Source organism: Paractinoplanes toevensis (assembly GCF_018332695.1).
Classification (GTDB): Bacteria; Actinomycetota; Actinomycetes; order Mycobacteriales; family Micromonosporaceae; genus Actinoplanes; species Actinoplanes toevensis.
On record NZ_BOQN01000064.1, the window covers coordinates 18,280 to 38,912 of the forward strand.

The 20,633-nt window shown below is 71.4% G+C and carries 21 protein-coding genes; 14 read left to right on the plus strand and 7 right to left on the minus strand.

All coding sequences use genetic code 11. The features are described from left to right. Positions 1-61: 61 nt before the first annotated feature. The gene (locus Ato02nite_RS24670; RefSeq protein WP_213008990.1) at positions 62-835 is read right to left on the minus strand and encodes an NPP1 family protein; all 774 of its coding nucleotides are present in this window, start codon (positions 833-835) and stop codon (positions 62-64) included. Positions 836-1,081: 246 nt separating this feature from the next. Between Ato02nite_RS24670 and Ato02nite_RS24675 the strand changes: the two genes are divergently transcribed. Both Ato02nite_RS24675 and Ato02nite_RS24680 read left to right on the plus strand, forming a co-directional pair. Beyond that, positions 1,082-2,233, plus strand: a complete 1,152-nt coding sequence (locus Ato02nite_RS24675) for an LCP family protein (RefSeq protein ID WP_213008991.1) — start codon at positions 1,082-1,084, stop codon at positions 2,231-2,233. A gap of 36 nt (positions 2,234-2,269) precedes the next feature. Next, on the plus strand, positions 2,270-3,148 hold the full coding sequence (locus Ato02nite_RS24680) for a DUF6910 family protein (protein ID WP_213008992.1): 879 nt from the start codon (positions 2,270-2,272) through the stop codon (positions 3,146-3,148). Position 3,149: 1 nt separating this feature from the next. Here the strand turns inward: Ato02nite_RS24680 and Ato02nite_RS24685 are convergent, their stop codons facing one another. Together Ato02nite_RS24685 and Ato02nite_RS24690 are read right to left on the minus strand one after the other, a co-directional pair. Then, positions 3,150-4,346 (minus strand): DUF1501 domain-containing protein, encoded by a 1,197-nt coding sequence (locus Ato02nite_RS24685; protein WP_213008993.1) that lies wholly within the window; start codon positions 4,344-4,346, stop codon positions 3,150-3,152. A 14-nt stretch (positions 4,347-4,360) separates the two neighbouring features. Next, positions 4,361-5,605, minus strand: coding sequence for a DUF1800 domain-containing protein (locus Ato02nite_RS24690; protein WP_213008994.1), 1,245 nt, complete (start codon positions 5,603-5,605; stop codon positions 4,361-4,363). A gap of 51 nt (positions 5,606-5,656) precedes the next feature. Between Ato02nite_RS24690 and Ato02nite_RS24695 the strand changes: the two genes are divergently transcribed. From Ato02nite_RS24695 to Ato02nite_RS24715, 5 genes are all read left to right on the plus strand, one after another. Beyond that, the gene (locus Ato02nite_RS24695) at positions 5,657-5,809 is read left to right on the plus strand and encodes a hypothetical protein (RefSeq protein WP_213008995.1); all 153 of its coding nucleotides are present in this window, start codon (positions 5,657-5,659) and stop codon (positions 5,807-5,809) included. Between the two features lie 17 nt (positions 5,810-5,826). Continuing rightward, entirely contained in the window at positions 5,827-6,141 is a 315-nt protein-coding gene (locus Ato02nite_RS24700; RefSeq protein WP_213008996.1) for a DUF3632 domain-containing protein, read from the plus strand. Between the two features lie 69 nt (positions 6,142-6,210). Continuing rightward, a complete protein-coding gene (locus Ato02nite_RS24705; RefSeq protein WP_213008997.1) occupies positions 6,211-6,558 on the plus strand; it encodes a PadR family transcriptional regulator in 348 nt (115 codons plus the stop codon). After that, positions 6,555-7,538, plus strand: a complete 984-nt coding sequence (locus Ato02nite_RS24710) for a permease prefix domain 1-containing protein (protein ID WP_213008998.1) — start codon at positions 6,555-6,557, stop codon at positions 7,536-7,538. The genes Ato02nite_RS24705 and Ato02nite_RS24710 overlap by 4 nt, the downstream gene beginning before the upstream one ends. A 67-nt stretch (positions 7,539-7,605) precedes the next feature. After that, positions 7,606-8,013, plus strand: coding sequence for a YkvA family protein (locus Ato02nite_RS24715; protein WP_213008999.1), 408 nt, complete (start codon positions 7,606-7,608; stop codon positions 8,011-8,013). A 7-nt stretch (positions 8,014-8,020) separates the two neighbouring features. Here Ato02nite_RS24715 and Ato02nite_RS24720 read toward each other — a convergent pair whose 3' ends face one another. Next, on the minus strand, positions 8,021-8,728 hold the full coding sequence (locus Ato02nite_RS24720) for a sulfite exporter TauE/SafE family protein (RefSeq protein WP_213009000.1): 708 nt from the start codon (positions 8,726-8,728) through the stop codon (positions 8,021-8,023). 324 nt (positions 8,729-9,052) lie between these two features. On the opposite strand from Ato02nite_RS24720, the gene Ato02nite_RS24725 reads away from it, so the two are divergent. Next, the gene (locus Ato02nite_RS24725) at positions 9,053-9,475 is read left to right on the plus strand and encodes a roadblock/LC7 domain-containing protein (RefSeq protein ID WP_213009001.1); all 423 of its coding nucleotides are present in this window, start codon (positions 9,053-9,055) and stop codon (positions 9,473-9,475) included. A gap of 32 nt (positions 9,476-9,507) precedes the next feature. Here the strand turns inward: Ato02nite_RS24725 and Ato02nite_RS24730 are convergent, their stop codons facing one another. Both Ato02nite_RS24730 and Ato02nite_RS24735 read right to left on the minus strand, forming a co-directional pair. Beyond that, positions 9,508-10,152 (minus strand): response regulator transcription factor, encoded by a 645-nt coding sequence (locus tag Ato02nite_RS24730; RefSeq protein ID WP_213009002.1) that lies wholly within the window; start codon positions 10,150-10,152, stop codon positions 9,508-9,510. Positions 10,153-10,165: 13 nt separating this feature from the next. Continuing rightward, positions 10,166-11,431 (minus strand): sensor histidine kinase, encoded by a 1,266-nt coding sequence (locus Ato02nite_RS24735; RefSeq protein WP_246607383.1) that lies wholly within the window; start codon positions 11,429-11,431, stop codon positions 10,166-10,168. A 118-nt stretch (positions 11,432-11,549) separates the two neighbouring features. On the opposite strand from Ato02nite_RS24735, the gene Ato02nite_RS24740 reads away from it, so the two are divergent. Both Ato02nite_RS24740 and Ato02nite_RS24745 read left to right on the plus strand, forming a co-directional pair. After that, positions 11,550-12,545, plus strand: a complete 996-nt coding sequence (locus tag Ato02nite_RS24740) for an ABC transporter ATP-binding protein (RefSeq protein ID WP_213009004.1) — start codon at positions 11,550-11,552, stop codon at positions 12,543-12,545. Then, a complete protein-coding gene (locus Ato02nite_RS24745) occupies positions 12,542-13,312 on the plus strand; it encodes a hypothetical protein (RefSeq protein ID WP_213009005.1) in 771 nt (256 codons plus the stop codon). Before Ato02nite_RS24740 ends, Ato02nite_RS24745 begins: the two co-directional genes overlap by 4 nt. A 25-nt stretch (positions 13,313-13,337) precedes the next feature. On the opposite strand, the gene Ato02nite_RS24750 is transcribed toward Ato02nite_RS24745, so the two are convergent. Then, complete coding sequence (locus Ato02nite_RS24750) at positions 13,338-14,483, minus strand: acyl-CoA dehydrogenase family protein (RefSeq protein ID WP_213009006.1); 1,146 nt, start codon at positions 14,481-14,483, stop codon at positions 13,338-13,340. 77 nt (positions 14,484-14,560) lie between these two features. Here Ato02nite_RS24750 and Ato02nite_RS24755 point away from each other — a divergent pair, with 77 nt between their 5' ends. The 4 genes from Ato02nite_RS24755 to Ato02nite_RS24770 are packed head-to-tail and all read left to right on the plus strand — an operon-like array spanning position 14,561 to position 20,553. Next, complete coding sequence (locus Ato02nite_RS24755) at positions 14,561-16,285, plus strand: acyclic terpene utilization AtuA family protein (RefSeq protein ID WP_213009007.1); 1,725 nt, start codon at positions 14,561-14,563, stop codon at positions 16,283-16,285. After that, positions 16,282-17,877 carry an acyl-CoA carboxylase subunit beta gene (locus Ato02nite_RS24760; protein ID WP_213009008.1) on the plus strand — a complete coding sequence of 532 codons (1,596 nt, stop codon included), beginning with the start codon at positions 16,282-16,284 and terminating at the stop codon, positions 17,875-17,877. Before Ato02nite_RS24755 ends, Ato02nite_RS24760 begins: the two co-directional genes overlap by 4 nt. 5 nt (positions 17,878-17,882) lie before the next feature. Beyond that, positions 17,883-19,838, plus strand: a complete 1,956-nt coding sequence (locus tag Ato02nite_RS24765; protein WP_213009009.1) for an acetyl/propionyl/methylcrotonyl-CoA carboxylase subunit alpha — start codon at positions 17,883-17,885, stop codon at positions 19,836-19,838. Beyond that, a complete protein-coding gene (locus Ato02nite_RS24770; RefSeq protein WP_213009010.1) occupies positions 19,831-20,553 on the plus strand; it encodes a TetR/AcrR family transcriptional regulator in 723 nt (240 codons plus the stop codon). Before Ato02nite_RS24765 ends, Ato02nite_RS24770 begins: the two co-directional genes overlap by 8 nt. The last annotated feature ends 80 nt before the right edge of the window (positions 20,554-20,633 follow it).

The following is a 20,633-nucleotide window of genomic DNA, read 5'->3' on the forward strand; positions in this document are numbered from 1 at the left end:
CTCATCGCGGCCACCGTACAGCTCCGAGGGCGGGTCGCCCCCGGAGCGGTGCGGCCGCTGACTACGCGTACGGGTCGAAGGGGATTCCGGCCGGCTTGCCGGCGTTGAGCAACGACTCGAAACGGCCGTCGCTGATCTTCTGGGTGGCCGAGCCGAAGTCGGCCGTCATGAGCCTGTCGCGCAGCGCGATCGTCGGGTAACCGTCCCAGCCGACCAGCGGCGGGTAGCGCCAGTCGTGGTAGTGGTTCTCCGGCGGCTCGTCGTTGCTGTTGGCGAGCCGGAAGAAGTGCGTCGACGCGCCGTCCTTGTGGAAGACGACCTTCGGGTGGGTGCCCTCGAATCGCACCGCGGAACGGGCGTAGGTGACCTGGCTGGAGTGTTGCGTGGTGGTCACATATTGCACCTGGTTGGCAGACTGTTCGACCCACGAGATGACGTGTTCCCAGTCGTGCCGGTGGCCGCCGAGACCGCTGCCGGCCACCGCTTGATCCTTTTCGAAATAACTGGCGTAGACGATGGCGCACCAGCCGTTGTTGCACTTCGAGCGGGAGTACGTCTGGGAATTGTCCAGATCGGACTGGTCGCGGCAGCTGCCGTTGACGGCACCGGTGGTCTTGAGGCCGCCGTTGAGCGTGCCGTCCGGCCCGATCGCCGGCACCGCGTAGCAGCCGTCGGTGTCGTAGTCGTAGGCCGGCGAGAAGGACTGTTCGTAGCCGTTGGCGTTCTGCGGCAGGCCGTGCGGCGGGTCGGCGAAGGCGGGGGTGGCGGGGATCACAATCAGGAGTGCGGCGATGCCGGCGGCGATGCCGATCCGGCGGGGATGGTCACGGCGCATGGGGGATGGGGGCCCTTCGTCGCGTTTTCCGCATTGCGGTAATGGCTCGGAAATCTTGGCCCGCCCAATAGAACGGAGTCAATGATGGACATGAAGTCGCCGTTAAATTACTGCCAGTTATAAACCCTTGCGGCCGATTGACTAGCGGAACGCGAAGATATATCTAATTCGTGCGGTGTTGGGCCCGGCGCGGGCGGTCTCGCGATTCGAGGCTTGGAACACGCGCGTGTCAGGAGGAGTCGACGGATGCCGGGACAGACCGCCGCGAAGCCGAAGAAGGCCACGAAGTCCAAGGCACCGGCGTGGGCCAAGGCCCTGCTGACCTTCGGTGTCGTCCTGGCCGTGCTCAGCGTCAGCGGCCTGGTCGCCTCGCGGTACTTCCTGGGCCAGCTGACCAATAACATCCAGACCACCTCCAGCGTTCTGGACGACTCCACCGGCAGCGTGGAGTCCGGCAAGCTGCCCGACGGCGCGATGAACCTGCTGATGCTCGGCCTCGACACCCGGCAGGGCTGGGAGGAGAAGGGCGAGCAGTCCCGCTCCGACACGATGCTGATCCTGCACATCAACGCCACGCACGACCAGGCGTACATGATCTCGATCCCCCGGGACACGATGGCGCACATCCCGGCCGACAAGTCGATGAACTTCGGCGGGGCGACCGAGAAGATCAACTCCGCCTACGCGTACGGGTCGATGAACGGCCGCGGCTGGACCGGTGGCGCGAAGCTGGCGACCAAGGCCGTCAAGGAGCTGACCGGCATCAGCTTCGACGGCGTCGTGGTCATCGACTTCGACGGCTTCAAGGGCATCCTCGAGGCCCTGGGCGGCGTCTACATGTGCGTCGACAAGGACGCCTGGTCGAGCCACTACATCGTGGTCGACGGCAAGGTGAAGTACGCGGTGGGCGCCAACCCGGAGAACGCGCCGAAGAACGCCCTGTGGTTCAAGAAGGGCTGCCGCACCATGGCCCCGTGGGAGGCGCTCGAGTTCTCCCGCATCCGCCACTCGACCAACGGCGACTACGACCGTCAGCGGCACCAGCAGCAGCTCCTGCGGGCGATGGCGAAGAAGGCGACCAGCGGCGGCATCCTCACCAACCCGGCCAAGGTGGCCGACGTGCTGGCCGCGGCCGGTTCGTCGCTGAAGATGGACACCCACGGCGTGAAGGTCACCGACTTCCTCTTCGGCCTCAAGAGCCTGGCCGCCGCCGACCTGATCCCGATCAAGACGAACGGCGGCACCTTCGCGTCGGTCAACGGCGGCCAGGCCGAGGGCATCAACGACGCGACGAAGGAGCTGTTCGCGGCGACCGCCGCCGACAAGCTCCCCGCCTACCTGGGCCGGCACCCGGAGTTGCTGATCAACGACGGCGGCGGCGCCAAAGCCGCGCCCTGACCCACCGGCACCGGGCCGGCCTGGTTGGATGCAGGCATGCGGGTTGCGGTGACCGAGGTGGCGTCGCTGGTCTTCGACGACGGTTCGCCGGTGCGGGCCGCCTCGGCGATCGCCGCATTCGGCGACGGCTGGCTGATCGCGCAGGACGACGCGACGCAGGCGGCGTGGTGGCGCGGCGCCGGAGTGACGGCCGTGCGGGTCGCCGACCCGGTGGACGGGCTCGAGGTGTTCAGCGAGGCCGCCGGGACCAAGCATCTGAAGCCCGACTTCGAGGCGGCCTGCGCCGTGCCGGAGGGTGTGCTGCTGCTCGGCTCCGGCTCCACCGCGGCCCGCATGCGCGCGTCGCTGGTGTCCGCGACCGGTTTCACCGTGGCCGATCTGACGCCGGTCTATCACGACGTCGCCGCCGCGCTCGGGATCGCCGTCGAGGCGCTGAACCTGGAGGGCGCCTTCCTGCTCGGTGACCGGTTGCGCTGGTTCCAGCGCGGCAACCCGGCGGCCGGCGCGCCCACGGCCGGCGTGGACGTCGACGCGGCGGCGCTGATCGCCGCGGTGCGGACCGGCCGGGCCGGCGTCGTCGAGGTCGGTGAGGTGCGCCGGTACGACCTGGGCCGGATCGGCGGCGTCGCCCTCGGCGTCACCGACGCCGTGCCGCTGCCCGACGGCCGGGTGCTGGTCAGCGCCGCCGCCGAGGACACGCCGAACGCGGTCGACGACGGGCCGGTGGCCGGTGCGGCGCTGGCGCTGCTGGACGACGACGGCGTCGTGGCGATGTGTGCGCTGCCCGGCCCGTACAAGGTGGAAGGGCTCGCGATCAGCGAGACGGCGACGGACGGGCTGGGTCTGATCGCGGTGGTCGACGCCGACGACCCCGCCGTGCCGTCGCAACGGCTGGCCCTGCGCCTGTGGTGGTGACCTAGGCCCACACCTCCTCGGACCGGCCGGTCCAGCCGTCCAGCGTCCGGGCGGGGTCGCTGCCGAGAACGTCGGCGAGCAGCGTCGCGTACACGTCCCGGAAGTCGGTCGTGTATTTGAGGTCGCCCTGGTCGAGGTCGGTGAGGCTGGGCGGCTCGCCGTACAGTCCGCCCTTGATGCCCGCGCCGAGCAGCAGCACGTTCGACGCGGTGCCGTGGTCGGTGCCGTCCGAGGCGTTGGCCCGCACCCGGCGCCCGAACTCGGAATAGACGGCGACGACCACCTCATGGGCGGCCATCCGGCCGGCGAACGCGGCGAGCGGCTTGTCCAGCTTGGCCAGCTGCGACTCCTGCGCCTGCTTCTCATCGGCGTGCAGGTCGAACCCGCCCAGCGACACCGAGTAGACCCGGGTGGCGGCACCCGCCTCGACGCACTTGGCGACCAGCGCGAGCTGACTGTCGAGGGATTGGCTGGCGCCGCCGGTTCCGGTGGCGGTGTCCTGGTCGTCGTCCTGTTCCGTCACGTCGTACATGAGGTCCTGGATGCGGGTCAGGTCACCGAAGCAGGCGGCGGCCCGGGCCCGGGTGGCGGTTTCCCCGGGCGCCGCCGCCCCGAGCGCGGTGAGCTGCGCGGTCGTGACGTTCTTCGGCAGCCGCACCGACCCGCCCGGCACGGTGGCACCGGCCGATCTCGCCCCGGCCAGCAGCGGCGGCAGCACCGGCTCGAACGAGACCGCGAGGCGCGGGTCACCGCCGGCCGCGTCCAGCCAGCGGCCGAGCCAGCCGGTGTTCTCGGGGCGGTCGGGCCGCCCGGTCTGCCAGATGTCCATCGACCGGAAGTGGCTGCGGTCCGGCTTCGGGTAGCCGACGCCGCGCACCACGGCCAGCTTTCCGTCCTGGTAGAGCTGGTGCAGGCCGGTCATGGCCGGGTTGAGGCCGAAGGCGTCGTCGAGGCGGAGGACCTGACCGGCGTCGTAGGCGAGGGCGGGGCGGGCGGCGGCGTAGGCCGGATCGGCGTACGGGATGACGGTGTTGATTCCGTCGTTGCCGCCGTAGAGGGTGACCAGGACCAGGGTGCGCGCGGCCGGATCGCGATCGCCGGCGGTGGCGAGGATGTCGCGCAGCGAGTAGGCCGCGACCCCGCCGGCGACGGCGACCCCGCTGGCGGCCAGGAACCGGCGCCGGGTGATGACGTCCATGACGATGCCTCCGTTCAGTGGACGGTGTATTCGGGGGTGGCGAGGGCGAGGGCGAGCAGCTGCTGCGGTTTCGCGGCGACCGGTTTCAGCACCGCGGCGGTGCGGTCGGTCCACGCGTCGACGGCGAGGAGCCGGGCCAGGGCGTCGAGCCGCTCCCCTTTCGTCTCGGAAAGCGACTGCACGGCGGCCGGCGCGAGCGCGGCCAGCGCCTGCCCGGACCGCAGCCGGGCCTGGGCGGCCGCGGTCGTGAGCCAGGCCTCGCCGGCGGGCCAGCCGCCGACGGACGGCGGCCGGAACGGCACCTGCCCGAGCGCCCGCAGCGCGGCCAGCGCCGGCTTGCGCGCCTTGTCGAGCGGAACGTCGAGCTGCCGCACGGCCCCGACGACCCATTCGATCGGCTGTTTCCCCAGATTCCCGGCGTCGGCGGGAAAACTGGCGTCCAGGGCCAGCGCCCGCAGCATGGCGGTGACGTTGTTACCGGCGGTCTCCAGGTCCGGCGCCGAGCCGTAACGCGCCCGGACGCGCGACGCCAGGAACGGCACGTGGGCCGGATGCCGCACCAGCATGTCGGCGAACTCGTCCACCCCGAACACCCCGGTTGTCCCGAGCAGCGTGACGGCGGCGGGGTCGTGCCGGGCGGCGACCAGCCGGGCGGTTCCGGCGGCCCGGTCGACCTGCCACCCGGTCAGCACCTTGGCGGCCGCCTTGACGTCGTCCTCGGTGTAGTGCCCGACCCCGAGCGTGAACAGCTCCATGACCTCGCGGGCCAGGTTCTCGTTCGGCGCCTTGCGGGTGTTGCGCTGCCCGTCCAGCCAGATGATCAGCGCCGGGTCGCGCAGCATGGCCCGCACCAGCGGCCCGGTGGCCCCGGTCCCGTAGCGGCGGAAGATCTGCTGCTGGGAGAGCATCAGCCCGGCCGACCGGACCTTCTGCACGCTGGTCGCCCAGTGCCCGTGCCAGAAGAACGTCAGCTTCTCGGCCGCCGAGGAGCCGGTGCCGGCCAACCGGCCGATCCACCACCAGGTGGCGTCCGCGACCTGCTCGGCCACCTGACGGCGGGCCTCCTGCCTCTCCTCCTTGGTGCGGGCCGAGGTCAGCGGGTCCGCGCCTAGGGCGGGCAGCGCGGGCGGCGGCACCGGGGCGAGCACGCGGTCGACGGTGGCTTCCAGCCCCGCCGACACCCCGGCGTCGATCTCGGTCGCGGTGGGCCCGGGAGTCAGCCGGCGCAGCACATGGGAGATCACGCGGCGGTCGGTCATGCTTGCGAAGCTAGGCCCGGCAGGTAAGCGGAAGGTAAGGGCGAGGATCAGATGACGTACGAGGAGGCGACCGCCGTGGCCGCCGCCGACGTCGATGCCTTCGTCGCTCCCCTGGTCGACGCGGACGACCCCGAGGCGATCCTCTGCGCGGCCGGGCGGACGGTGACCGATGCGGCCGCAGCACCACCGAGTGGACCGCGCTGAACTCGTTCGCCGCCCGGTTGACCGCCGCGAGAACGCATGACGCCCGGCTCCTGGGCCGGTGGACGATCAGCGCCGGGCTGGAGACCTTCGACGGCCCGGCCGAGAACCTGGACGCCGCGATCGAGTGGTTCCGGCACGCCGGCGAGCAGCTGGCCGGCGCCACGATCCACGGCCGCACCTACGCGGCCCGCCTCGGCGAACTGGCCATGCAGGCCGGCGTCGGGTTCGGCGTCCCGCGCTGGGCGTTCTGGCGCAGCCGCCTGGAGACGCTCTCCGGCGAGGGATTCAAGCAGGTCAAGCGGTACGACAAGCGCATCGCGGCCGGACTTTAGCGACGAACATCGACGGCACATTGGTGTTTCCTGTTGCCATAGTGTGTGACACACACTATGGTGTTGAGCATGACAATGGACGCGACGCTATCGGGGCACCTGCAGGAGCTGCGGCGCGGCACCGTCGTCGTCGCCAGCCTCATCACTCTGCGCACCCCGGGCTACGGCTATTCGCTGCTCGAGACGCTGAGCCAGGCCGGCTTCGAGGTCGAGGCCAACACGCTCTATCCGCTGCTGCGCCGGCTCGAGGCGCAGGGGCTGCTGACCAGCGAGTGGAACACCGACGAGGCCCGCCCGCGCAAGTTCTACCGGACCACCGAACAGGGCGACGCACTCGCCGGCACCCTGCGCGACGAGTGGTCCCGCATCGACACCGCCATCGGCGACCTTTCAGTCAAATCGGGGAGCGAAGAATGACCAGCCTGATCGACCGCTACGTCTACACCGCCCTGCGCCACATCCCGGAGCAGCAGCGCGGCGACATCGACCGGGAGCTGCGCGCCAGCATCGAGGACGCGGTCGACGCCCGGGTCGAGGCCGGCGAGGAGCGGGAGACCGCGGTCGAGGGCACGCTGACCGAGCTGGGCGACCCGGAGAGGCTCGCCGACCAGTACTCGGGGCGAACCAACGTCCTGATCGGACCGGAGTTCTACCCGGCGTGGCGGCGCCTGCTGACCCTGATGCTGGCCGCCGTGCTGCCGATCGTGGTGATCATCGGCGTGGTCGTCCAGCTGATCGAAGACCCGGATATCGGCAAGGTGATCGGCGGTGCGGTGACCGCCATCCTGAACGTGGGCATCCAGATGGCGTTCTGGACGACCGCCGTGTTCGTGGTGCTCGAACGCACCGGCGCCGGCCCCGGCCGCACCGGCCTGAAACTCAACTGGACCCTGAAGGACCTGCCGAGGTACGAACCGAGCAGCGTCCCGAAGACCGAGGTGGCGGCCGGCGTCGTCTGGCCGATCCTGCTGACCGCGGCCCTGATCTGGCAGCACTTCGGCCTCAACGAGGTGCCCGTGCTCAACCCGGCGAACTGGTCGTTCTGGTGGCCGTACATGATCGTCGCCCTGGTCATCGGGGCCGGCTACCAGATCTGGCTCTTCCGCCGCCGTTCCTACGACCGCACGGTCACCGTGGTCAACGCCGTGCAGCAGCTGCTCTTCGCGGTGCCGCTGATCTGGCTGCTGGCCACCGATCGCTTCTTCAACCCCGAGTTCCACAACTTCGCCGACCTGGGCGGCGGCGACGTGAAGCACTGGTTCACGGTCTCGGTGATCGTGGTGGTCGCGCTGGGCACGATCTACGACATGATCAAGGTGGCCGTCCGCGGCGAGCAGTCCCGCCGAAGCCTCCCGTCGAAGGTCCCCGGCACCGGAAACTACAACTTCGGGTCCTGACATCGCCGTTCGCCGAGGTGCACCGGGATTGCCCCGGTGCACCTCGGCCTATTTGGGAGGCTGAGACATGGCGTGGTGGTGGCAGACCCTGATCGGCGCCGGCGTCGCGATCCTGCTGATCTGGACGGCGCTGCTGATCGCATTGCTGGCCGCCCGGCCCGGCCCCGCCCAGCTGAAAGAAGCGCTGCGGCTGCTGCCCGACCTGATCCGGCTGCTGCATCGCCTCGCCCGCGACCCGGAACTGCCGCGCGGTGTCCGGATCCGGCTCGGCCTGCTGCTTGCCTATCTGGCCTTTCCCATCGACCTGATCCCCGACTTCATCCCGGTTCTCGGGTACGCCGACGACGCGATCATCGTCACCGCCGTACTCCGATCGACCGTCCGCCGCGCCGGCCTCGAAGCCGTCCGCAAGCATTGGCCCGGCACCGACGACGGCTTCGCCGCACTCAGCCGGCTCACCGGGCTCGGCCGCTGAGGCTCGTTCAGCCGGCGAGCAACAGCACTCCTGCGGCGATCAGGCCGATCTCCACCAGGATCACGAACACCCGGTCACTGATCCGCCCGACGATCTTCTTACCGACCCAGACCCCGGCCAGCGTGGCCGGGGTCAGCGTCGCGCCGTAGAGCAGGACCGGCCGGGTGATCAGGTCACCGGCACCGTAGGCGGCGATCTTCGACAGGTGCATGGTGAGGGCGCCGGCCGCCTCCGTGCCGATGTAGGCCGCGCGGGTCAGCCCGTACGCGAGAAAGAAGGGCGCGGTCAGCGGCCCGGCCGAGCCCAGCAACGCGGACGCCAGGCCGGAGGCGGCTCCCACCACCGCGAAACTTCGGTCGGCCGGCTTGCGGGGTTGCGGATTGCGCCGCCGCCAGATGACCACACCGATCAGGAACACCCCCAGCAGGCGCTGGAGCTCGCCGAGCGGAGCGTGCGCCAGCAACAGTCCACCGGCGACGGCGAACGGCACGGCGCCGGCCGCGAACCAGCCGACCAGGCGCCAGCGCAGATCACGCCGGTTGAGCCACACCCGGAACGCGTTGCTCGACACCTGGGTCAGCGCGAGCACCGGCACCGCCACCCGCAGCCCGAACAGCGCGATGAACACCGGCAGCAGCAGCACGCCACCACCGAAGCCGGCCACCGCCGACAGCACCGCCAGGACGAACGCGGCCGCCGCCGCCCCGGCCAGCACCCGGCCTCAGAGCCTCGGCCGGACCGGAACGATCAGGCCGGCCGCGGTGAACCGCAGGCCGTCGATCGCGGTCTCCCGGTGGGTGCCGCCGCCCGGGACGGCGAAGCGGTGGTACGCGATGAACCAGTCGTCGATGGTCTGGCCCGCGTAGGCGCTGGTGGCGATCAGCGGCCTCGGGGGAATCGGGGCGCGTCCCCATTGCCGGACGGGCGGTTTGGGGCTGCGTGTTAGGGCGTTAGGGGAATCCCCCTCAAAGGAGAATTGGGGGATGATTCGGGCGCAATCCTCGGGTGGAATGGGGACGTCCCGCTGGAGGAGGAGCCCATGACCACCCCGATGCCCCCGACCAACCTGCCCTGGATGCTGGACGATCTCGTTGAGGTGCCTCATGTGGTGTCGACCGTCCTGTTCTCCACCGACGGGCTGATCATCCAGAAGTCGTCGTTCATGTCGCAGGACCTGGCGGAGATCCTTTCGGCCGGTGCCTCCTCGATGTACAGCCTTGCCGCCGGGGCCGGCCGCCGCTTCGGGTCCGGGGCCGTGCAGCAGGTCGTCATCGAATACGACGGGAACACCCTGTTCCTGGTGTCCGCCGGGCAGAACGCGCGGCTGGCTGTGCTCTGCCAGCGCGACATCGACATGGGCATGGTGGCCTACGAGGTGAGCCGCCTGGTGATCCGGATAGGCGAGTTCCTGGGTACCGAGGCTCGATCGCGCGCCCTGGCTGCCGACGGTCCGACGGGCTGATCCGGGCATGCTGTTCGATGCCGGCCGGTGGGTCACGAGTTCAGGAACGTCAGGACGGCGCGTACCCGGCGGTGTGCGCTGTCGTCCGGGGGCAGGTCGAACTTGGTGAAGATGTTGCCGATGTGCTTGCTCACCGACCGCTCGGTCAGGGTCAGCAGTCCGGCGATCGTGGTGTTCGAGTGCCCCTGCGCCATCAGCGACAACACCTCCCGCTCCCGGGCGGTCAGCCGCTCCAGCGGACTGTTCTGCCGCTGACGGCGGAACAGCTCGGCGATCACCTCCGGGTCGATCGCGGTGCCGCCGGACGCCACCCGGCGCAGGGCGTCGAGGAATTCGTCCACTCGGGACACCCGGTCCTTGAGCAGGTAGCCGACCCCGCCGGCACCCTGGGACAGCAGTTCGGCGGAGTAGACGTGCTCGACGTACTGGGACAGCACCAGCACCGGCAGGCCGGGCCAGCGTCGACGGGCCTCGGCGGCGGCCCGGACGCCCTCGTCGCTGAAGGCGGGCGGCAGCCGTACGTCGGTGATGGTGACGTCCGGAGCGTGCTCGCCGATGGTGGTCAGAAATTCCTCGGCGGTGTGCAGCACCGCCACGACCGTCGCCCCCTCCAGCTCGAGCATCAGCCGTAGTCCCTCGGCGAGAAGCACGTTGTCCTCTACGATCACGACCCGCACGGCCGCCTCCGGTTCACAGTGGATCGGCCTCGGCGGTGCAGGGCAGCCGGATGGTGAGCACCGTCGGGCCGCCCGCCGGGCTGGACAGGGCCAGGCTTCCGTCGAAGGCGGCGACCCGGTGGCGGATGCCGCTCAGACCGGTGCCGCGGGACTCGTCGGCGCCGCCGGTGCCGTCGTCGGTCACCACGATCACCAACCGGTCGTCGTCCAGGACGAGGCCGAGGGTCGCCTGCCCGGCGCCGGAATGCTTGGCGACGTTGGCCAATGCCTCGGACACCCCGAAGTACGCGGCGGCCTCCACCGCCGCCGGTGGTCGCTCGGCGGTCCGCGCGTCCACGGTGACGGTTACCGGCACGGGACTGCGCGCGGCGAGGGCCTCGACCGCGGTGACCAGACCTCGGTCGGCCAGGATCGGCGGGTACAGCCCGCGGATCAGGTCGCGCAGCTCGCCCATGGCCGCCTCGGCCCCCTCCCGGGCCTGGCCGACCAGGTCGGCGGCGAGCACCGGGTCCGAGGTCATCCGCCGCTCGGCCAGGGCCAGCCGCAGGGCGATCGAGACCAGCCGCGCCTGCGCGCCGTCGTGCAGGTCACGTTCGATGCGGCGCAGCTCCGCGCTGTGCGCGGCGAGTGCGCCGGCCCTGGTCTCGGCCAGCTCCACCAGCCGGGCCGACATGCGCGCCTGGGCCGGCTCGGCCAGCATTCGCGCCGACAGGCGGGCCTGCGCATGGGCGAACGTCGGCAGCGACCGCAGGACGAGCAGGGTTACCGGGGCCAGCGCCGTCGGCAGTAGCCAGGCTGCGCTGGTGCCCGGCACGAACAGCCAGAACGGCACGGCCGCGACCGCGGCGATCGCCGCGGCCCAGAGCGCCGGGACCAGCGCGATGAGGGCCGTGCCGAGCAGACCGTGTACGGCGGTCCAGGCGGCGTCCTGGTAGGTCGAACGGGCGGCAAGGGTACGGACGATGATCGTCAACCAGCGCCGGGCGTACCCGTGACCCGCCGGCGTCGCCGCGTCGAGCAGGGGCGCGTACCGGTACTCCACCGGCGTACCGAGCAGGCGGCCGACCCGGCGCCGTTCCCGCGTCGCGACCTTGCGGTTCGCGGTGGCCGCGACCGGGAGCAACAGCGCCCCGAGCGGCGGGCTGGAGGCCAGCGCGGCGGCGGTCAGCACGAACGCCACGAGTGCGAGCAGCGCGGTCGGGCCGCCGGACAGCAACTGCCGGCTGCCGAGGCATGCTCGGTGCAGGCTCGTCAGCACCTCGTCGACCCCCGTTCCCACCCGTTGCGGTCGAGTGTTCGCCAGCAGGCCTCGATCGATCAAGGTGTAGCCAGCTACACCATCGACCGGGGAGTGGAGCCGGTCGTGGGTGGCACGCTTGCTCCGTACGGTCGAGATCATGCTGGAAAACGACCTGTCTCCCAAGTTGGCGGCCGTGATCGCGCCGGCCCTGCTGCTCGTCGCGGCCTGCATCGTGGCCGGCCTGGTGGATATCTGGCGGGGACCGGCGCCACGATATCTGCCCCGGGCCGTGTGGACCGCCGTCGCGCTGGCCTCGTTCCCTTGGGGGCTGCTGGCCTACCTCTTTCTGGGCCGGGGGACCCGCACCCTCGACGAGGGGCCGTCGGCGCCCGGCACCGCCGGAGACACCAGCTTCGACGTCGTCGATCCGGTCCTGCGTACCACCGATCTGGTCCGCCGGTACCCGGACGGCACCGGGGTGCTCGGCGTCGGCCTGGTGGTACCTCGCCGGGGCATCTACGGTCTCGTCGGCCCGAACGGGTCGGGCAAGACCACCCTGCTCGCTCTGATCGCCGGGGTGCGCCGACCCGACGCCGGCCGGGTCGAGCGGGCGTTCCCGGCGGCGCGGCTCGCGATCTGCCCGGACGTTCCGGAGTTCGAGCCGTGGCTGACCGCCCGGGAGGTCGTCGACCTGGCCCGCCGGCTGACCGCGCCGGACCGGCCGGCCGAGGCGACCGCCGCGATCCTCGCCGAGGTCGGATTGGCCGGCGCGGCCGATCGCCGGGTCGGCGGCTTCTCCCGGGGGATGACCCAGCGGCTCGGGCTGGCCGTCGCCCTGATCGGCTATCCCGAGCTGATCATCATGGACGAGCCGACGGCGGCACTTGACCCGGCCGGCCGGGCGCAGCTCGTCGCACTGCTCAAACGGGTGGCCGAACGGACCGCGGTACTGATCTCCAGTCATGACCTGACCCAGATCCAGCAGGCCGCGTGGACCGTCGGCGTCATGCACCACGGCCGGCTGGTGTACCAGGGGCCGACCAGCGGCCTCACCGCCTTCGACCCGCAGGCCGGCCCCGGCCGGACCGGCGACCTCGAACGAGCGTTCCTCGCGCTGACCGGCGCCCTCACCGGAGAGTTGGTAGCCGCATGAACCCGACCAGTCTGCTGCGGCTCGAACTGGTCCGCTGGATTCGTACCCATCGGTTGATCGGTTTGGTCGGTTTGTTTGTCCTGCTGGGGTTGTGCCTGCCGATCATGGCGGCCAATCTCGCCTGGCTGCTCGAACACTCCCCGGAGACTCGGGCCCTGGCGGCCGGCCTGCCGAGCCCCACCGCGGCCGACGGCATCGCCGCCTACGTCGCCCAGGTGAGCCAACTCGGCATGGTCGTGCTGATCGTGGCCATCGCCGGCCCGCTCAGCCCGTACAGCAGTCGCGCCGCCGGCCTCTACCACTGGTCGCTGGCCCGGGGCACCCGGTACGGCCGGCTGCCCGCCTCGGCGACGCTGCTGCTTCCCCGGTTCGCGGTCGCCGCCGCCGCAACCGTGCTGGTGTACCTGCTCGGCATGGCCGGGGCCTGGTACGAGACCACCGTCCTGATCGGTGCCCCGGACCCCGGCGACCTGCTCGCGGGTACGGCCTTGGGCTGCCTGTACCTGGTCTGGGTCGGTGCGGTCGTGACGCTGATCGGAGCGCGCGCCGCCGGACAGATCGTCACCGCGAGCCTGTCCGTCCTGGTGGTTCTGGTCGCCGGGGTCGCGCGGCAGGCACCGTTCATCGGTACGGCGATGCCGGCTCGGTTGCTGACCGGGGCCGCGGTCGATGTCACCGACTACCTTCCCGCGGTGGGAGTGACGCTGGCCTCCACGGTCGCGCTGCTGGCCGGCGCCGTCGTCATCCTCGACCGGCGGGAGTTGTGAGCAACGACGCGCCCGGCCCCCGCGCTCAGGCCGGGAGGCCGTCCAGGCGGGCCAGGACCTGGAGCATCACCTCGTCGGCGCCGGCCCCGATCGATGTCAGGCGGACGTCGCGGAGCATGCGGGCCGTCCAGGTCTCCTCGAGGTAGCCCATGCCGCCGTGGAACTGCAGGCACCAGTCGGCGACCTCGCGGATCAGGCGGCCCGCCTTCAGCTTGGCGACCGTGGCCATCCGGGTCACGTCATCGCCGGCCATCAGGGCCTCGGCGGTCTGCAGGTTGTGGCTGCGCAGCAGGTCCACTTCGGCCTGGAGCTCGGTCAGGCGGAACGCCACGTACTGCCGGTCGGCCAGGGGGCGGCCGAACACCGAGCGGTCGTGCACGAACGCCCGGGTGCGGTCCAGGGCGTACTGGCACTGGCCGGCCGTCGTGTAGGCCGCGAAGACGCGCTCGGTGACGAACTGGCGCATCTGCTGCTGGAAGCCCCGGCCGATCTCGCCGATCGTGTTGGCGACCGGCACCCGCACCTCGTCGAGGGCCAGCTCGGCCGTGTCGGAGCAGCGGTTGCCCAGCTTGTCGAAGGTGCGCACGACGCTGAAGCCAGGGCGGTCGGTGGGCACGACGATCTGCGACATGCCGCGGTAGCCGCCCTCGTCGGACGTGCGGGCGAGCAGGCACAGCCAGTCGGCCTGGGCGCCGTTGGTGATGTAGACCTTGCGGCCGCTGATCACCCAGTCGTCGCCGTCGCGGACCGCTCGGGTGCGCAGCCGGGAAACGTCGGAGCCGGTGTCCGGCTCGGTGACCGCGATCGCGGTGACCGCGGTGCCGGCGATGGCCGGGCGCAGGTATTGCTCCTTCAGCTCGGGCGTGCCGAAGTCGTGCAGCGAAGGGGTGGCCATCATGGCCTGCACGCCCATCGCCATGCCGACGCCGCCGGCGTGCATCCGCCCGTACTCCTCGGCGGCGACCAGCTGGAAGCTGTGGTCGGCGCCCTCGCCGCCGTAGGCCTCGTCGTATTCCAGCCCGAGCAGGCCCAGCGCCGCGGCCTTGGGGAACAGGTCGTGCAGCGGCGCCCGGCCGGCCTCCTCCCACCCGTCGACGTGCGGGTTGACCTCGGTGTCGACGAACCGGCGGACGCTGTCCCGGAACGCTGCATGGTCCTCGTTGAGCCGCATCACCGAACGGTAACCAGCCGAACCGCGAGAAAACAAGCACGCTTGCTTGTTTTTCTGAGCTGTGCGAGCCTCGGCGGGTGATCCGCATCGGCAACTGCTCCGGCTTCTACGGGGATCGCCTCTCGGCGATGCGCGAGATGCTGGAGGGCGGCGACCTGGACGTGCTGACCGGCGACTACCTGGCCGAGCTGACCATGCTCATCCTCGCCCGCGACCGGGCCGCCGACCCGGCCGCCGGTTACGCCCGCACCTTCCTCACCCAGCTCCGCGACTGCCTGGCCCTGGCCCTGGACCGCCGGGTCCGGATCGTCACCAACGCCGGCGGCGTCAACCCGGAGGGCCTGGTCGCCGCGATCCGCGCCCTGGGCCTACCGGCCAGGATCGCCCTGGTCCGCGGCGACGACCTCACCGCCCGCGCGGCCGAACTCGGCCTCGGCGCGCCGGGCGCGGCCGACCCGAGCGCGGCCGGGGCGGGGAGCGGGCGGCCGCTGGGGGCACACGCCTACCTCGGTGCCTTCGGGATCGCGCGGGCCCTGGAAGCCGGGGCCGACATCGTGGTCACCGGACGGGTCACCGACGCGTCGCTGGTGATCGGTCCGGCCATCGCCCACTTCGGATGGCAGCGCACCGACTTCGACCGGCTGGCCGGGGCCACCGTGGCCGGGCACGTGCTGGAGTGCGGCACCCAGGCGACCGGCGGGAACTACCCGTTCTTCACGGAGATCGACGATCTCCTGCACCCCGGTTTCCCGCTCGCCGAGATCTTCGCGGACGGCTCGTCGATCATCACCAAACACCCGGACACCGGGGGCACGGTCTCGGTCGGCACGGTGACGGCTCAATTGGTGTACGAGGTACAGGACGCCCGCTACGCCGGACCGGACGTCACCACCCGCCTCGACACGGTGTCCCTGCGCCAGGACGGCCCGGACCGGGTGTCGATCTCCGGTGTGCGCGGTGAGGCTCCCCCACCCGACCTGAAGGTGTGCCTGACCTCGATCGGCGGTTTCCGCAACGAGATGACCGTGGTGCTGACCGGCCCGGACATCGAGGCGAAGGCCGATCTGTTCCGCCGCCAGTTCGAGGCCGGGCTGCCGGTCCACCCGGCTGAGCTGACCTGGACCCTGGCCCGGGTCGACGCGCCGGACGCCCCGACCCAGCAGCAGGCATCCGCGCTGCTCACGGTCGTCGCCCGGGACGCGGACGAGAAGAAGGCCGGTCGCGCCTTCGCCAACGCCGCCGTCGAGGTGGCACTGGCGTCCTACCCCGGTTTCTTCGCCACCACTCCCCCGGGCCGGGCCCACCCCTACGGTGTCTTCACCGCCGGGTACGTCCTGCAGGGCGTCGCCCCGCACGAGGTGGTGCACGACGACGGCACGGTGGAACGGATCGAGCCGCCGCGCGTGCGGCAGCCGCTCGAACCGCTGCCCGGCCCGCCCGCCGCCGGCGAAACCGCGGGGAACACGAGGCGGCTGCCGCTCGGCACCATCGCCGGGGCGCGGTCCGGGGACAAGGGCGGGGACGCCAATGTCGGGGTCTGGGTGCGCCGTCCGGAGGCGTACACATGGCTCGTCGGTCTTTTGAATGAAGACGTTGTTCGCACGTTGCTGCCGGAGACCGCGGGGCGGGCGATCCACATCACCCGGCTGCCCAACCTTCTGGCGGTCAACATCGTCGTCGAGGGGCTCCTCGGTGCCGGGGTGGCCGACAACGCCCGGTTCGATCCGCAGGCCAAGGGGCTCGGCGAGTGGCTGCGGTCGCGGCTGGTGGACATTCCAGTATCGCTCTTGGAGGAACGATGAGTGTCCTGCGATCCACGCTCGACCCGGCCGGACCGGACGTGGCGGCCGCGCGTGAGTCCATGCTCGCGGCGCTCGAGGAGATCGCCGCGGAGACCGCCAAAGCCGTCGCGGGCGGTGGCGAGCAGGCCGTCGCCCGGCATCAGGCGCGCGGCAAGATGACCGCCCGGGAACGCATCGAGCTGCTGCTCGACCTCGACTCCCCGTTCCTCGAGTTGGCCGCGCTCGCCGGGTACGGGTCGCAGTTCGCCGTCGGCGGCAGTGTGGTGGCCGGGATCGGGGTGGTCAGCGGGGTCGAGTGCCTGCTGGTGGCGAACGATCCGACGGTGAAGGGCGGGTCCAGCAATCCGTGGTCGCTGCGCAAGACGCTGCGGATGCACGAGATCGCGCTGGCCAACCGGCTTCCGCTGATCGCGCTGGTCGAGTCGGGCGGGGCCGATCTGCCCACCCAGAAGGACGTGTTCATCCCGGGCGGGGCGGTCTTCCGGGACCTCACCCGGCTGTCCGCGAAGGGCATTCCGACGATCGCGCTGGTCTTCGGGAACTCGACGGCCGGCGGGGCCTACCTGCCCGGGATGAGCGACCACGTCGTGATGATCGAGAAGCGGTCCAAGGTGTTCCTGGCGGGGCCGCCGCTGGTCAAGGCGGCCACCGGCGAGGAGTCCGACGACGAGTCGCTCGGCGGGGCCGAGATGCACGCGCGGGTGTCGGGGCTGGCCGACCATTACGCGGCCGACGAGCAGGACGCCATCCGGATCGGGCGGCGGATCGTGGCCCGGCTCAACTGGCGCAAGAAAGGTCCTTCGCCGGCGCCGGTTCTAAAACCGCGTTTCCCGGCCGAGGACCTGCTGTCGATCGTGCCGCCCGGGCTGAGGTCGCCGTTCGACCCGCGGGAGGTGATCGCCCGGATCGTCGACGACAGTGACTTCGACGAGGTCAAACCCCTTTACGGTACGTCGTTGGTGACCGGCTGGGCGCGGCTGCACGGCTATCCGGTGGGGATCCTCGCCAACGCGCAGGGCGTGCTGTTCAGTGCGGAGGCGCAGAAGGCCGCCCAGTTCATCCAGCTCGCCAACCGGTCGCACACGCCGCTGCTGTTCCTGCACAACACGACCGGCTACATGGTGGGCCGGGAATACGAACAGGGCGGCATCATCAAGCACGGCGCCATGATGATCAACGCGGTGTCGAACTCGACGGTGCCGCACATCTCGGTGCTGATCGGCAACTCGTACGGTGCCGGCCACTACGGCATGTGCGGGCGGGCCTACGAACCCCGGTTCGTGTTCTCCTGGCCCAGCGCCCGCTCCGCCGTGATGGGCGCCCAGCAGCTCGCCGACGTCACCTACCTGGTCTCGAAAGCCTCGGCCCTGGCCCGCGGCAAACCCTTCGACGAGGACGGTGCCCAGGTGGTGCGCACGATGATCGAACAGCAGATCACCGCCGAGTCGATGCCGCTGGTGCTGTCGGGGATGGTCTACGACGACGGCATCATCGACCCCCGCGATACCCGCGACGTGCTCGGTGTCGCCCTGTCCGCCATCCATTCCGCGCCGGTCGAGGGCACCGACGCCTTCGGCGTCTTCCGGATGTGAGCCGCATGATCACGAGTGTGCTGGTCGCCAACCGCGGCGAGATCGCCCGCCGGGTCTTCGCCACCTGCCGCCGCCGAGGCCTGGCCACGGTGGCGGTCTTCTCCGACGCCGACGCCGGTTCGCCGCATGTCCGCGAGGCGGACAGCGCCGTCCGCCTGCCCGGCTCGGCGCCCGGCGATACCTATCTGCGCGGCGATCTGATCATCGCCGCGGCCCGCCGGGCCGGCGCGGACGCCATTCACCCCGGGTACGGGTTCCTCTCCGAGAATGCCGGCTTCGCTCAGGCCGTACGCGATGCGAGTCTGATCTGGATCGGCCCCTCCCCCGAGGCGATCGAGGTGATGGGCTCCAAAATCGAGTCGAAGCGCCGGATGGCCGTGGCCGGCGTCCCCGTGCTCGACCGGCTCGACGTCGCCACCCTCGGCGAGAAAGACCTGCCGGTGCTGGTCAAGGCGTCGGCCGGCGGCGGCGGGCGGGGGATGCGAATCGTACGGTCGCTCGCCGACCTTCCGGAGGCGATCGCGTCGGCGGCCCGGGAGGCGGCCGCCGCGTTCGGCGATCCGACCGTGTTCTGCGAGCGCTACCTCGAAGCCGGGCATCACGTCGAGGTGCAGGTGATGGCCGACCAGCACGGCCGGATCTGGGCGCTCGGCGAACGGGAGTGCTCGCTGCAGCGCCGCCACCAGAAGGTCATCGAGGAGGCGCCGTCACCGCTGGTCGAACGGCTCGGCGGAGACCTGCGGAAACGACTGCTGGCAGCGGGGCGGGCCGCGGCGGCCGCGGTCGGGTACCGGGGTGCCGGGACGGTCGAGTTCCTGGCCGACTCCTCCGGCGAGTTCTGGTTCCTGGAGATGAACACCCGCCTGCAGGTCGAGCACCCGGTCACCGAGTGCGTGACCGGGGTCGACGTGGTCGGCCTGCAGATCGACGTGGCGAACGGCCGGCCGCTGACCGGACCGGAACCGGGCATGACCGGATATGCGATCGAGGCCCGGCTGTACGCCGAGGACCCGGCCGCGGACTGGCGGCCGCAGACCGGCACGGTGGTGCGCTTCGACGTGCCGGACGCCGAGCGGCGGTTCGACATTCCGGTGGGCGGCGGCATCCGGGTCGACTCGGGCGTCACCGACGGCAGTGCGGTCGGCATCCACTACGACGCGATGCTCGCCAAGGTCATCGCGTACGCGAAGGATCGTGAGTCGGCGGCGCGGCAGCTGGCCGGCGCCCTGCGGCGCGCCCGCGTGCACGGGGTGACCACCAACCGCGACCTGCTGGTCGCCAGCCTGCTGCACCCCACGTTCCTGGCCGGCACCGCCGACACCAGCTTCTACTCCGACATCTCCGAGTTGCTGGAAAGCGGCAGCGCCGGCGCGACCGGTGCGGCGGTCGGCGCGCTGGTCGCGGCCGTCGCTGACGCGGTTGCCGAGCGCGGGGCGCTGCTGCCCGGTTTGACGAGTGGCTTCCGGAACATTCCGGTCGGCTTCCGGAGCCGTACCTATGCCGTCGGTGATCGAGAAATAACGGTTAAATACCGATTCGGTCGCGACGGCCTGACCGTCGACGGCATGCCGGCCGTGGCCCTGGTCGAGGCGACCGCCGACGAGGTCATCCTGGACCTGGACGGGGTCTGGCGCACCTTCTCGGTCGGGCGCTTCGGCGACCGGGTCGTGGTCGACGGCGCGGCCGGGTCGATCGAGCTGCGGAAACTGCCGCGCTTCGCCGACCCGGCCGACCGGATGCCGGCCGGCGCCCTGGTCGCGCCGATGCCCGGCACGGTGGTCCGGGTCGCGGTCGAGGTCGGCGACACCGTGACCGCCGGCCAGCCCCTGGTCTGGTTGGAGGCGATGAAGATGGAGCACGCCGTGCGGGCACCCGCCGCCGGCACGGTCACCGACCTGCCGGTCGCGGTGGGCCGGCAGGTCACCCAGGGCACCCCGCTGGCCGTGGTGGCCGATGACTGACACACCCGCCGCTCCCCGCACCGCGCAGCCGGGCAACGCGGAGCCGGGCAACGCGGAGCCGGACAACGCGGAAGCGCAGGCCGGGTCGCCGGCCAGGAGTGACTCCTCGCCCAAGCAGGGGCGTAGCCGGGCGACCCGGCGGCGCCTGCTGGAAACCACCATCCGCTGCCTCGCCACGCACGGCTGGGAGGTGTCCACGGTCGGTTTCATCGCGGCCGAGGCCGGGATCAGCCGCGGCGCCGTGCAGCATCATTACCGCACCCGGGAAGCGTTGATCCTGGGCGCGCTCGAGTTCATGTTCGACGAGCGGGCCGCCCTGCTCGACGCGCTGCCCGAGCCGACCGGGACCGGGCCCGAGCGGGTGCACACGGTCGTGGCCGGGCTGGTCGAGACGATCGGCGGCGAGCTGTTCCGGGCCGCCCTGCAGGTCTGGACGGCCGCGGCCGCCGACCCGGAGCTGCGGGCCGCCGTGCTGCCGCTGGAACGTCACTTCGCGCGCGGGGTGCACGAGCGGGCCGTCCGCCTGCTCGGGGTCGACGACGCCGACCCGGAGATCCGCGCCCTGATCCAGGCCACCCTCGACCTCGCCCGCGGCCTGGCCCTGGCCGACGTGCTCACCGACGACTCCCGCCGGCGTGCCCGGGTGGTTCACGCGTGGTCGGCCCAACTGACTGACGCTTTCGAGCGTATTTCTGCGTATTCGCGAGACACGTGATCACGCCCACGTGGACCTCTCAGCGGGGTCGCGTAGGATTTCTGGCCGCACCCCTCCGCCACCGCCGAACCGAGGACCAT

Coding starts and splice junctions, on each gene's coding strand:
- Ato02nite_RS24670 (WP_213008990.1), bottom strand. CDS start 835: ATGCGCCGTGACCATCCCCGCCGGATCGGCATCGCCGCCGGCATCGCC.
- Ato02nite_RS24675 (WP_213008991.1), top strand. CDS start 1,082: ATGCCGGGACAGACCGCCGCGAAGCCGAAGAAGGCCACGAAGTCCAAG.
- Ato02nite_RS24680 (WP_213008992.1), top strand. CDS start 2,270: ATGCGGGTTGCGGTGACCGAGGTGGCGTCGCTGGTCTTCGACGACGGT.
- Ato02nite_RS24685 (WP_213008993.1), bottom strand. CDS start 4,346: ATGGACGTCATCACCCGGCGCCGGTTCCTGGCCGCCAGCGGGGTCGCC.
- Ato02nite_RS24690 (WP_213008994.1), bottom strand. CDS start 5,605: ATGACCGACCGCCGCGTGATCTCCCATGTGCTGCGCCGGCTGACTCCC.
- Ato02nite_RS24695 (WP_213008995.1), top strand. CDS start 5,657: ATGACGTACGAGGAGGCGACCGCCGTGGCCGCCGCCGACGTCGATGCC.
- Ato02nite_RS24705 (WP_213008997.1), top strand. CDS start 6,211: ATGACAATGGACGCGACGCTATCGGGGCACCTGCAGGAGCTGCGGCGC.
- Ato02nite_RS24710 (WP_213008998.1), top strand. CDS start 6,555: ATGACCAGCCTGATCGACCGCTACGTCTACACCGCCCTGCGCCACATC.
- Ato02nite_RS24715 (WP_213008999.1), top strand. CDS start 7,606: ATGGCGTGGTGGTGGCAGACCCTGATCGGCGCCGGCGTCGCGATCCTG.
- Ato02nite_RS24725 (WP_213009001.1), top strand. CDS start 9,053: ATGACCACCCCGATGCCCCCGACCAACCTGCCCTGGATGCTGGACGAT.
- Ato02nite_RS24740 (WP_213009004.1), top strand. CDS start 11,550: ATGCTGGAAAACGACCTGTCTCCCAAGTTGGCGGCCGTGATCGCGCCG.
- Ato02nite_RS24745 (WP_213009005.1), top strand. CDS start 12,542: ATGAACCCGACCAGTCTGCTGCGGCTCGAACTGGTCCGCTGGATTCGT.
- Ato02nite_RS24750 (WP_213009006.1), bottom strand. CDS start 14,483: ATGCGGCTCAACGAGGACCATGCAGCGTTCCGGGACAGCGTCCGCCGG.
- Ato02nite_RS24760 (WP_213009008.1), top strand. CDS start 16,282: ATGAGTGTCCTGCGATCCACGCTCGACCCGGCCGGACCGGACGTGGCG.
- Ato02nite_RS24765 (WP_213009009.1), top strand. CDS start 17,883: ATGATCACGAGTGTGCTGGTCGCCAACCGCGGCGAGATCGCCCGCCGG.
- Ato02nite_RS24770 (WP_213009010.1), top strand. CDS start 19,831: ATGACTGACACACCCGCCGCTCCCCGCACCGCGCAGCCGGGCAACGCG.